Raw genomic sequence first — 13,777 nt, 5'->3', positions numbered from 1 at the left:
TCTTGAAATGGCAATGTCCAGGATGGATACCGACTGGCCGTGGTTTTCGAGACGCTTCTCCTCATTACCAAAATTGCAGCGTTTCACCCTGGTGGAAGCACTGGGTCAATATGGTTCCAACTATCCGGAGGCCGATGTCAGGCGGCTGGCCCGTGCCCTTACCAAAATCCAGCTTGGCGTTATCAATGAGCAGATCATTCAAGGTGATAATCCTGAGACACCGGCGATGTTTCGCATCAAGAGTCTGGAATCGCTCTCAGGCGAGAACACGCTGACCACCGAAGATGGCAGCAAGGTCTATTTTCATGCTGGCTCTCTGTTGCCGGTAACCCACAAAAAGGCCCCATCACCCGATCTTCAACAGATGCTGCTGAGGGGGTCACACAGTAGCCAGTTTCCCGGATCGTTTCTGGATAGGCGCCACAGCGGCAGACTGTACCGGCAAGCCCTGCAGGACGGCCAGATGGCACCCGACCGTTTCCGGGATGATGTCGGGCGGTTTATTGAAATTCTCAGTCACCAGGGGGAAAGCCATCGTCGAGAATTCCACAAGCAGCACCGGCTTGACCTGAGTGCGGGGCGGCCTGTCCACTGGCGGTTAAACCCCCATATTTTACTGCAGGCGTCCAGCTTGCGGGTCACGGGTACGGCGGTCATCATTGAGCTTGGAATGAAGAAGAACCCTTCGCTGACCCTCGAGTCCTTTGGCACAGTCGTCGACCGGTTCTATGCCCTGAGTCTGGCCAAGAGTATAGAGGCTGTCGATGCTGCCCTGTTCCAGTCTGGCTGGCCAAAGGAGGCCGGACAACTGGCGCAACTGGGCAACTCCATTGGTTTTGACGCTGCCCAACAATGGGTTTCCCTGCCTGCGCTGAACCAGGCCAATACTCTCTATACCCTTCTGGCAGACAACAATCGGGAGGCCATTGAGCGTCAGTTTGACCCCATTGGTTCACCCGCCAGTCAGAAAGACTTTAAACAGGCGATGACGTGGCTGTTCGCCTGGAAGCCTGAATTACTCACATTGAGCTTTGACAGGGTCTCTGACTACCTTCAGACGCACCGGGATGACCCGGATATTGGCACCTTCGCCAGGGCACTGTACGAGTTTGACCGGAAACTGTCGAATGATAACAGGGACCTGTTCAGGGGGATGCTCAGCCATCAGCAGGTCGAACAACTGAGCGACGTTCTGGCCTATCAGGCCCCTGAGCAGCGGGAACTGATCAGCTTCATAAACACGCTTAAAACAGCGGTCAACTCCCAAGCCCCGGCAACCGATGCAGCCGGGTTTGCTCCATCGACCTACCGGCTGGTTCGCTCTGAAAGCGGGTTGAAGGTTGTCGTCATCAAGGACCCGGATGCGTCAGACCAGAAGCGCTGCCGACGCGGGGTCGGCGGGTGCGGAACTCGCCTGCTCCTGACGGGAAATCTGGCGGATCACCCCCTTTTGGGCATTGACAGTACAGACATCAGTGACACCGATACCGGCAAACCTTATTACAAAGTTGAGTTCCTGACCTACCAAGGTAAGCTGCACAGAGTGCTTAGCCGTTCAGGTAACGATATCACAGCCACCCCTCTGGACGATGAAGTTTCGCTCCATGACAGTATTCACAATAGCGGCGGTTCCCCAGATGAGCGTGTGATTTCGGACGGAACATTGACCACGACGTCGGTGGCGGTCAAGCGTTCCGGTGGCGAGGTTTATCAGCTAATTTCGGAAGATGGCGATCACTACCGCGCAATCCGCCTGCAAACCGATGACAGGCTGTTAGCCGCCTACGACAGCAGCGGGAAAACCTTGATCCCGGTGCTGGAAAAGAACGACCATGGCCAGACAGTTTATGGCTTGAAACTGGACAATGCCGCGTCAGATACAAACGGGCTGTACAAACTCAACCCGGCGGAACCGCTGGAGGAGCAACTGGCCGCTGCCCGCCGGGAAAATCATCGGCTGTCAGCCGTCAGTTCCGAGCTACGGACGCTGACGGGCACGGATGACAGGATAGCCGTGATCCTTACTGCCGACTATCGCCCCGGCCAGCCACTGGCAAACCAGGCCCAACGGCTGCTGTCAGAACTGAGAGTCTTTATTGCCAGCCCGGCAGGGCAGCGTCTGGTCAATGCCCTGGGATTCCCCGACAGCTTTATCCAACCCGCCACTATGACTGAGCTGGACAGTAAGCTGTTCCCCGGTATGGCGCCCCCCAACCCTCTGAGGCTGGTGATCAGGCTCGACAAACAGGCTCTCGCTGACCGGGTGATACCCTATCGCCGGGATGGCAACGGGGACCTGAGCGGCAACAGGCTGGTGCTGTTGCAGGTGGACCCGGCGGTGTTGGCCGGGCAACGTCACTCCACCAGTAATTACCTGGGGGCACTGGCCTCTGTCCTGAAAGATTTGTGTCGGGCAGCACTGGCCAGTACTGACCAGTCGGACTCACCGGCTATCGCCATGACCTGGTTGCAGGGGAAAAAAATCACCGGGGACCGGACGCTGCTGCAACTGGAAAATCAACTTCGCAAGCAGTTCGACCTGCAGACCGTCCAGACCAATGCTGCCGCCCCCGAGCCTGTTCAGGTGGTCACTGCAGCAGGCGGGATAACGACCGTGAAAACCCGCCAGCAGGTCCGCATTGCCTATAAAGCCATTGCCGAGCCCCTGTCCGGCTTTGACCAGTTGGTAGGAGATAGGGAAACCCGTCTACTGTTTCAGCGGGTTCAGTATTTTTGCAACCAACGGGTTGACCAGTTACCCGGCGCTGGTCGTTCGAGGCTGGGGAACCTCCGTTCACTGTTGACCCAGGTGGCCTGGAGTGGGCTGGTCAACCAGGGTATGGTAACTTCGCAGCTTGCACTTCTGGCTGACCCGGCGGATGTGGTCACGGCTGTGCTCGACAAAGATGAGCTGAAAGCACTGGCCGGGATCGATGATCTTGCCGGGCACCTTGAGGGTGTGCTGAGCGATGCCCTGAAAGACCGACGGGGCAGCACCCTCACGACGACCAAACGACAGTCGTTGTTGACCTGGTTAAGTCGTGCAGAGACGTTACTGGCAGATGCAAAGGCGGTGCGCGATAAATGGGCCGACCCCGGACAGCTTCCTCTCGGAGAGGATTCCTACGACAATGTGCCGGTCACCGCTGGTAGCCGGAAAAACCTTGTCCTGACCAGCACCGGGCGGCAAAAGGTCACCCGGTTGGGTAACCAGCATCTCATTGCCATTGAAAGCCAGAACAGCCCCCTGGCCGCTCCGGCAGGGGATGAGCTTAACGGTTTGCTGGCACTGTTGAGACAGCAGCCGCCTGCCGGGGCGGCACTGCAGGCCGAGCTTCAGCATGCCCCTGCCTCCGACCCGGACTATTTCCGGGACGCGATCGAGCGTACCCTGTCACCGCTGTCCCGGCAGCAGACCGACAACCTGGACGACACCCTTGTTGATTTGCTCAAAAAACCGTCCCTGACCGGCGCTGAGCCGCTGCTGGCGGAGTATTTTTTTCAACGGCGGCTCAGAGGTTTGGAAACCACAGACCAGACCAGGTTGCGGACCAATGCCCTGAGGGCCAATAAATGGCTTGATCGCCTGCAAAAAAATCCGCCATTGCCTCCGGGCCCGGGCAGGAAGGCCCCGACTTTCATCACCGATACCGGGCTGGGTCGTCACCAGGCCCGGGTTCAGACCACAGCCGGCCAAAAGACGTTCACGCTGGGTCGCCGGGATGACCTGGCTTTTTCCGACCAAGGGCCTGGCTATACCCTGATCCGCAGCGAAGAGCACCGCAAGGTCTTTCGCGTCGAGCTTCCCGATCGCTGGCCAGACCGTCTTTTGCAGATCAGGCTGCTTGTCTTCATGGAGCCTTATCGCAGACTGCAACGGAAGGGCCGTATTGGCAAAGAGCAATTACAGAACGACCTTCAGCTCATTGCCCGGGGGATGGCTGAGTCACGTCTGTCGAACCTTCTTCAGGCGTTGGTGCAACCCATCAGGGACGCGGGCATTGCCGATGATAGCCCGTTTAAAATAAGAATCAGCCTCAAGCCTCTCTTGCCCTTGGTGGACAGTCGTGTCGAGGTGAGTGGGACAGGCAGCGGCATTGTCCTTTTAAGGCTGGGCACGAAGGACAGGAACAAGCCATTTATTTTCCGGGAAACCCTGGCGAGCCTGGTCGGTGCCAGTCTGTTGAAAGCTCTTGAGGGTGGTGGTGGGTCGCTGTCAGCCTTGCGCCAGCAAGTGCGGCGGCAGTTCGGGATCAACACCGGGACAGTGCCTGACGGTGAGTCGCGCACCCTGGGACTGACCCGTCAGTTCGAACTGACCCCGGTGGCTGACAATCCCTCAGGCACAGGCCTCTATCGGCAACTGGTCGCAGGCTATCATAACCTGCTGTTAGCTGAAGGTGGTACTGAGGCCGATTACCGCCGGGCACTGGCGTATTTGGAGCTGCATAATAGCGCCAGGATTCAGGCAATAAAGGACAGCCTTGCCAAAGGGGAAATTAAAGTCAGTGTCAGTGAGCGCACTCTTTTCAACAAGATCGTCAGTGAAAAACGATCTTCTGCTCCCTTGATCCCAGCTCCCCACTTTGATCATACCATCGCCCCCTATATTCCCCCGCCCCCCGGCTCTGAGCTGATCAACGCGGATTACCGGGCCTTCTGGAGTGTCGGTTCCGGCATGGAATCCCTGCTTGACGCCAGGCTGCTGGGGTTAAGTCGGGTGGCGGCAAAAAACTTTTTCGGGCCAAAAGTCTTTGCCAGCGCTTACCTGAAGTCACTGCTGGTTCATTTTATCTACTGGAAGATGGAGCAGGTTCTGGGTAGCAACGGCCAGCCAGCCAGCCGGATACACCTGGGAGTCACCGATGCAGTAACGGCCATACTGCCTGACAGCGACATCAATGAAATCGCAAACCTGGAGAGAAATACGAGGACATCCACAAACGAGAATACGAGGACATCCATAAAGAATTCGAGGACATCCATAAAGAATTCGAGGACATCCATAAAGAATTCGAGGACATCCATAAAGAATTCAAGGACATCCAAAAATTCGGGGACATCCAAAAATTCGGAGACATCCAAAAATTCGGGGACATCCACAGTCGCCGCACTGGAAAAAGCCTGCACTTTTGTTGCCCGGGGACTCGGCTGGGAGCGTTTTGACACCGGCCTGCTGGCCAATATGAAGCAAGATGTGGACACCGTATTCAAAGAGGCAGTAGAACTGCGACAGCGCGTCGGCAAGCCGTTCCAGTTGCCGGTTAACCAACAGCAGGACGCCCAGAGCAAAGAACCAACGTCTGTGCAAGCTTTAGTGGGGCAGGATACGACCATTGAAACCACCGCCAGCAGCCCTCGTCATATCGTTATGGCAGACGGTAAAAGGCGTTATCTGAAAATAACCCCGGCGGGCCCGGGCAATCCTTTCCCGCTTATGTCTCCCCAATCACAGGATGGTCTGAAGCAACTGTTACGGCGGCCCCTGAATCCGGGTAAAAGTGCTTCGGGCACCGAGGCTTACCTGTCACAGCTGGCACGCCATTATGAGACTTTTAGTGAACTGAAGGACATTGACATTACCGGCCAGGTCAATGCCATTATTGACAAGATGGACGATGTCACCCGCCAGCAGTTTGCAGAGGGTTTCCTGCAATATACCCGGCAGTCAGCCATCCCGGCCGGTCTGGCCGAAACCATCGCCGGGAAATTGCTTGCGGCAGAGGTCACCGCGCTGGGTTCCCTGCCTGAAAGGCTTGCCACCGGGCTTTATCAGCGGCTCAACGGGCTACTGAGCCTGACCGGGAAAAAGGCATTTTCGCTGACCTCCGGCAACCTGATGATTCGGGTGCTGACCGACCCTTCAATGACCGCCGATGCCTCCTACCTGATGCCTGCCCAACACACACTGGTGCTGGGCAATGGCGACGCTGACAGTCCGCTGACCGCCGCGGCAGCACTGGCTCTGCTGCAAGCCGCCCAAGCACAGAAACCAGAGGATCAGACAAAAACATTCCTGGCCCTGCAACAGAAGCGGGTCAGACTACCCGAGGGCATAGACAGCCTGTCGCCAGAGTCGCTGGTCGGCGAGTTCACGGTTAAGGAAGGCAAGCTGACCCTCTCCGGCTTGCTGGAACGTCTGACCAGCTTTATCGGGATGGCGGACAGGCTGAAGCGGGAAAGTTCCTCCGAAGCCCGCACTCTGGCCAGAGATATTCGCCAGAATGTGGCCGACAGCGTTGCCGCACTCAGAAGTGATATCGATTTTGGCCAGATGGCTGACATGGTTGATATGTCCGACCGTCATTTCCGGGAGGCCCTGCAGAAACTGGACCAGACAGGTTTGCCAGCCGGTCAGGCAACGAGGCTGCCCGATGCAGACTGCGTACTGTGCTACGGCTTCGGGCCGGTCAGAACCCTGATAGCTCTGATGGACCGGGTCAGCAGTCACCTGGATGCCATTGAGGTCAGTGGACGCTTCATTAATATCAGACAGACTGCTGGTGACAAGGGGTTGCTGGCAGACGCCTTCCTGCTGCTGGAACAGGGACGTTTTGCGGCGGTTACCACCGAGGACATTCTCGACAATCCGAGGTTTAGAAAGAATCTTCTTGATCTGTTACGGCAAGCGCTGGCGGAACGACAGGGACTGACGCCGGAGCAAGTCATTGACCGAATGGTCATTTTGCTCAATGACTCGGGCTACAGCGCCGACGACACCCGCTATGTCAAGGAACAGCTGCTTGCAAGCCCGGAATTCATGGCGCGCCTCCAGCCCCGAAAAGGCCATACCGGCGGCGATGGCTCTGAGCCCGGTGACACCACACCTGGAGGCGGGTCGAAAAGATGGCAAGGGAAATTCATGCGCACGCTGGACCGGCTGGACCGGAGTAAGAAATTCACCCGAGCCAGAGTGGGTTTCGGCGCAGGGAATGCCATCGCTGGTTTAGCCATGTCCACGATGACACTGATCAATCTGGAAAAGTACGGGTACGCGATGCCTGATGATGCCAGGGACATGGCCTATGCAGGGACGAGCCTGAACATCATCGGCTCAACCTACACCCTCGCTATGAGCGGCAACTGGTTGCTGAGCAAAACCCTTGTCAAAACGAAAAATCCGGCAGGGACTATTGGCGTCGCTTTAAAACTGGGCCCGAAAGCGTCGCGAATGGTTGCCAGGGCTTTACCGGTTATTGGCAATGTCGTTGCTATTGTCTCTGGTTTTCTTTCGCTGAACGGTAATGTCGAAAACGCCGATGCGGCAAGCAAGGCTGGCAACCACAAACAGGCGACCCTTTTTGTGGCAATGATGAGCCTGGATTTGATGACGCTTGGCCTTGATGTGCTCAGTACGGCGCTGGACTTCCTCTGTCCACCGCTGGGTCTGCTAGTGGACCTGGTCAGCACACTGCTGGGCTTCGTGCAGACTGCCCTGGCGGCACTGATGCCGCCACCTAACGCCAGGCAGGATTTCGAGGCTTTATTGGCAGGCGACGAATTCAAGAAATACGTTGACGGCAAGGCCGATCAATTTGAGAAAGCGGGCTACAGGAAGTTTCAGCTCTTCCAGGACGCCAGCGATTTTCTTGATCAGGATAAGTATGAGGATAATCTCGAATCATTAAAGATATCCATTAGCCGACTTCTGGGTGGCAAAAGAGACAAGGGACTGGCCCTTGAAGATCGGCTCAACCTCAGGCGAGTACTGAGTGGGACGTCTGAGCAGGACTATATGTATGGCCAGAAAGGTTACAAGATATTTTATGGTCTGGGTGGCAATGACACCCTGATCGCTGACCGAGGGGAGCTTTATGGCGGAACAGGCCATGACCAGTTGATCCTTAAGAAAGGTAAAGCAGAAGGAGGCCGCGGCCACGATATTATCCGGATCGAAAAGTCAGGGACGGCGTTTGGGGGCCCCGGTAATGACAGGATCTGGATCGGCGATTCAGGGAGTGCCTATGGCAACAGAGGTAATGACGTCCTCTATCTGCAATATCGCGGGAAAGGCTTTGGCGGACCCGGTGATGACACTATTTTTGACGGCGCGCTACAGTCCGGCGGCGCTGATAATGACCGGCTCGTAGATGGCCTTGGCGATATCGAACAGTATGGCGGTACTGGCAATGACGTGCTGCAACCGGGTTTAGGCAGAGGAAACATTAGAGGGGGGTATGGAAAAGATACCCTGGTTTTGCCGGCAGAGGTCAGGTTTCCTTACTCCAGAATCAACAATTTCTCGCAAAAGGTTAAGGGTTACCATTACCTTCGCAGGACAGAATCCCGGGCATTCTTCGAGGTTAACTTGGAACAGGGACGCTGGCGTAACCATTTTGCTGAATACCTGCAAGACCACAACCTTAAACGCCTTGCGCCGGATGGCAGGGAAACAGGGGGAACAACCTCTCTTCTGCTCTTTCGCATATCAGAGCGCAGTTTCAGAACCACCGCATCCACCCCCGACGAGGATCTGAATCCAAAGAAATTATACATTGCCCCGCTGTCAGAGATAAAAGCTGACTACCTGCGTGAACAAAACGACAAAGTATTGATATCTGAACATTTACTGACGGGGTACGATCAAAAGCACACAGGCGTAAAACGGATTTCTGATCAGTACCGCAGCCAGACCTTCTATTACGCTGGGAAAATCCTGTACAAATTCGCCAGCAACTGGAGAGGACATACACAAAGAGGCCATGTTTATTTTTCGAATCAGGGCATCTACCTGAAGTCGAACGAGGACGTGTATTACTTCAGCAAGCAGGGACTGATAGAACGCAGCAAAAGAGACCAACCCAATGAGCCCACCGTATTTTACACAACCCTCTGTCAGCTGCTGGAAACCGGGGGGACAATTAGCGGTATTGAAAATGTGGTGGGTTCGAAGCAAGGTCTGATAGTACGGGGAACCGCCGAGCCCAACAAAATTTATTTGCGGGGGGGTAAAAATGTAGCCCATACCCTGGGCGGGAATGATGTTGTCAGTGCTGGCGATGGCACCAACCTGATCCACCTGGGGACGGGTGATGACCTGGCGTTGTTGGGTGAGGGCTCGAACGAGGTGTATGGAGGTCCTGGCAGGGATACCGTTTCTTACCGTCTTAAAAAAAATGGGGTCAGGCTGGACCTCAGCCACCGGAACCCGTCTGATTCGTCGACAGGGCAGCATCTGGAACAGGTAGAGGTCATTCAGGGCTCCCCGGGCAATGACAGGATCTGGGGAGACCACGGCAATACCCTGTTCGTTATCACCAACGGCACCAATGTCGTGGATGTCCGGGGCGGGAACGACACGGTGGTCGCCAACGGCGGAGAAACCTCTATCCGGTTGCGCAGCGGCTTTAACAGGGTGATGCTGGGTGAGGGCTGGCATGAGGTATACACGGGCACTCATGCAGACACCATCTGGCTGCGTCGTGGCAGCGATCTTGGCAATCACAAAATTCACGCTTATCAACACCAGAAGCCTGCAACAGGAAAATGGCCAGTCGTGGTGGTCCGTTGGGAAATAGTCGGTAACGCCTGTGAGCACCGTCAGAAGGCCAGTTTGACGTTTAATCCCTTTGACGAGAGCCTGAACCTGCTTTTTGACGCTCAAATGCCTGACAAGCATGCGACTTTTGTCTTTCATTCCCCCGGTTTATCCAACTTCAACACAGTACAGGTCAATACTGGTATTTACTGGGACGATGTGGTGGGCAAACAACCTTCCCGGTCACTGACCGAGTCCCTGACAATCCTGAGGAACACTACCCTCTCGAGTCATATTATTTCAGGCAGCAGAACATGCCGGATCACCAGGGTTGTGGATGACTATAGCTTTACTAAAGAGGAGATGTTGGCATTTTTAAATCGCCACCCTGACAAACCTGTGGGTGAATTTCCCCGGGATCAATGGCGTAAAAAGGCTGAGCTGGAGAGCCTTGCCGATGAAGGAAAAACCCTCGGCGCTGGTCTGCACAGGATTGGTAGCCAGGAAAGCAATAATATCACGCTGGTGGTTGAGTTTGGTTTCGCCTCTTCCAGATGCAAACCAGGCACTGGTGTTTTGCGGAAGCTGACGTTTAAGCTGAATCAACAGCAGATGCTCACCGAAGGTTCTGGTATTTTGCGGAGGCTGAAGCAACAGCCGAGGCCTTCTGAAGACGCAGCCGTACCAAGGAATATCCAAGGTATTACTTCTTTGGAATTATGGCACACACTGACTTTAACATTGTTTGAAACCGGGGCAGACGGTCGCAGAAAACAACATGGGCGCCCTCAGGTGATACCGGGATTCAGGAAGGCAGGCCAATATACCTCGTTGTCTAAATGGACCCGAATATTCCCCGGTCAGCCAATGGCCAAAACCCTGAACATGCTGGAGATGGATTATACCTTCGAGACTCCTTTTATTCGCAAATGCAGTCCCTCCCCTTTATACAACAGCTCGGTGATTATGCCGACGGTTCACCTTGACCTGTCTTCAGACTCATACTCTGGCATCCCCATTATTATTGGCGGCCCGGGCAATGATCAGCTGACGGGCAACCCATCCACGGATAACGTGTTGCTGGGCATGGGAGGTGATGACCGGTTGCAGGATATGGGAGGCAATAACCTGTTCACGGTTGGCCTGGGTAATACGACAGTGATTACCGGCGGAGAGGGACACAACCAGCTGGTACATTACAAGTCTGCCGTCGTTTATAGTACCCGGCTCTTGCGGCGAAGCTCCAGAAGTCTGACCGCCAAGGTGACCCTCTTGAAGTATCAACTGGATGGCATGACCGTCAATGTGACAGAGGGCATCATAAAGACCCGATGGCGAAATACTGACTCAACCGGCAGCTGGCGCTATCACCAGACCCTATTCAATGCTATGGACAAGATTGCCGGGACCTCGGGAGATGATAGCTACTTTGGCAGCAATGGTACGGATATTTTCAGCACCGGGGGTGGCCTGGACAAGGTGAGCATGGGGGACGGAGACGACCGGGTCATCATTGACGCCCCCTGGCAGAAGGGTACCTCGCTGGACGGCGGTAGCGGTGCCAATACACTGGTCTTTGATTTGTCCGTGAGTCGTGATGTGACGGTCGACCTGAAGAATGGTTTAACGGTCGATCACTTTATCCTGGAGGACACCGGGAAGGGCAACATAAGATTTTCCGGTGATGATAACGATAACGTTTATGTGTCCAGAGGTGCCCTGCGCAGTTTTAATGGCCAGGGAGGGGATGACTACCTTTTTGTTCTGAAGCTGCCCGCCTATATCCATTTTAACGGTGGTCCGGGCAAAGACACACTGGACTTAAGCCAGGCAACCCTTGCCCCGGAATTTGTCCGGCTGAAACTGTCCGTGCAAAAAAACTCAGTGCGCCACTCTTGTCCTGTAAACGATACGCAACCCTGCTCACCGGATATAAACATCAAAAGTCGTTTGTTCTTTACGCTCCTGCTGCCCGGATCGCAGGTCACCTATCAGACATGGGATTCCACGGTCAGAAATTTTGAGGTTTTCAATGGCCCGACCAGCGACGATTTTTTCGAAATCCCGGCCCTCGCCGGACTCACCGTCGATGGCAAAGGGGGCGATGATACTTTCATAATTTCCGCTGCCCACATCAGGGGCAATAGTTCAATCACCACCACCATCGGGGGAACAGGATACAACCGACATTATGGTAGCGAAGACGCTGACCGGATGGTGGCGAACCTGGGGCCGGACCTGCTTTCTGGTCACCTGGGTCCGGATACTTACGTTATCCACGCCCAGGCCAATGGCACCCAAATCATAGACCGGGACAACGGGAATAGCCTGATATTGCATGGGGTACAACCGGAAAAGCTGGACTGGCGGCTGACCGAAAACTATACCCTTCTGGAAGTAAACTACGATGGACAAATATTTTTCAGCATCGATTTACGGCACGTTCCCCATTGTGTACGCGAAGACAGCAGTCTGGTTACCGGGCACTTTATTGACAGTCTGGAGCAGCATATCTGGCACCTGACAACGATTGATCCGGTCAGTAACGAAGCCAGAGTTCTGACCGGCCAAAACCTTCGGAGTTACTATCACTCCAGGCTGACTGTTGACAATCGGCTGGACAGCACTTACCAGCTCAGCAATGTCACGGCATCGGTGCATGGCGGGCCAGGTGATGACGTGTTCTTCATCTCGGGTACGGTCAAGCCGGAGGCCGGGCTGTTCGGAGAGTCGGGAAATGATATTTTTCATCTTAAAAGCAGTGGTGCCAGCGTATATCCCGGCCCCGGCAATAACCTTGTCAGCCTGGAACTGGAAAATTCACAGAAAGATGGCAAAGAAAATGGCACGGTGAAGCTGTTCTTTGACCCCTCTTCGTTTAACCGGGTTCAGCTGGAAGGTGTCAGCCTTACGGATTTGCAGGCAGCAAGCTGGCGTCCGCTGGCTCAGCGCAATACCACTGACAGTAGTGACCAGGCTCCTTGTCCAGCCGGCTTATCCCACCTGCTGCCGCCTCCGGTCACTGGCGGCAGTTTTATCCTGGCAGCCTGGATTCGCCAGGACTTGCCCCTCGGCGGGCTAACACGGGCCGGGAGCACGCTGATTCATTTTGCCGATGCTGACGGCTCTGATGCCATCAGCTTGAGCCAGAAACCTGGTGGGCTGGAGATCAGGCTAACGAAGGGAGTCAGGGTCTTTCATAGAAAGGTCATGCCATTTTTTACCTCCCCCCGTCAGCACCTGGCTATGACAATAGATGACAGAGGGTTTCTAACCATCTACCGGGATGGCCGGGTTGTTTTGGAAACCGAGGCCCTCAGGCCACGCAGAAAAATTCGGGCGCTGAACTGTTATGCCGTTGAGAAACTGGTCATCAGTCGGCATCTCCCGTCGCCTGAAGGCATAAACATGATGGCATCCGGTGGTGTCGAACGTCTGGTGAGGATAGGCGATTGGCGATACCCTCACCTCTTCTATGCCAATGATTGGCCAGACAGTCTGGAGCTGGATGACGGGATTCTGGATAACAAGCAATTCATCCGTCAACGGCTGAAATCTGGCTATTCACTTTTACAGGAAAAAATCCCCGGACATCAGTATCTGATAGATGAAGAGAGCGCCACTTACTACTTTGCTGGCGATGACTTCTCTAACACTGACCAATGGGTTCTGGCAAACGCCACTGGCACGGCTGACCAGCTCGAGGTTAATACCCATGACTGCCAGACATTGCACTATCAAAAAGCAGGCGGGGATCTTATCCTGACGGTCTCGCCAAATACTGGCCTGCTAAAAAACAGCGACAATAGCGCTGAGCCGACAAACTCCACCCAGAGCCTTCGAGTGCAGAATTTTTTCAGCAAGCAAGGCGAGACCATTGAGCGCCTGATCGTCAATAACCGGGTGCTCAATATGAGCGAAGTGCTTGCGCAAGTGGACGCCCCGCAGTCAAATGGCAAACGCCCACTGAATGAGAGCATCCCGGAGGATGCATTGGCTGCTCAGGGTGGAGGCAACGGAACCCTGCCTCTTCTGAACAGGATCATTCGCCGGGGGCAACGGCTGGTGAAATACCTGGGCAGTCTGGCCGGAGGTGAGAAAGATGACGTTGGAGCGGGTGAAGCGGACAGTGAACAACGCGTGGTGGCAAGTCTGAATGACACAGGACTGAACCAACACTACCAGCGTCTGGTTCAGGAGATCAATGCCACGATGGGCAATCGCAGTGGTGAGAGTCCATCGTATGTGCCGACGGCAAGTGGCAGAATAATTCAGAACCTGACGACGCCGGGAATATAA

At 55.0% G+C, this 13,777-nt stretch carries 1 protein-coding gene (running past one end of the window); it reads left to right on the top strand.

The window, feature by feature from the left end; translation table 11 throughout:
• Positions 1-13,777: the 3' end of a TcdA/TcdB catalytic glycosyltransferase domain-containing protein gene (locus ACOJUN_RS17975; RefSeq protein WP_422133285.1), read on the top strand. The gene continues 14,792 nt to the left of window position 1, outside the view; only the last 13,777 of its 28,569 coding nucleotides appear in the window; the start codon falls outside the window, past its left edge; the stop codon is at positions 13,775-13,777.

It is taken from the genome of Endozoicomonas sp. ALD040 (genome assembly GCF_049275945.1).
Taxonomy (GTDB): Bacteria; Pseudomonadota; Gammaproteobacteria; order Pseudomonadales; family Endozoicomonadaceae; genus Endozoicomonas_A.
This window is presented reverse-complemented; position numbering and strand designations above follow the sequence as displayed.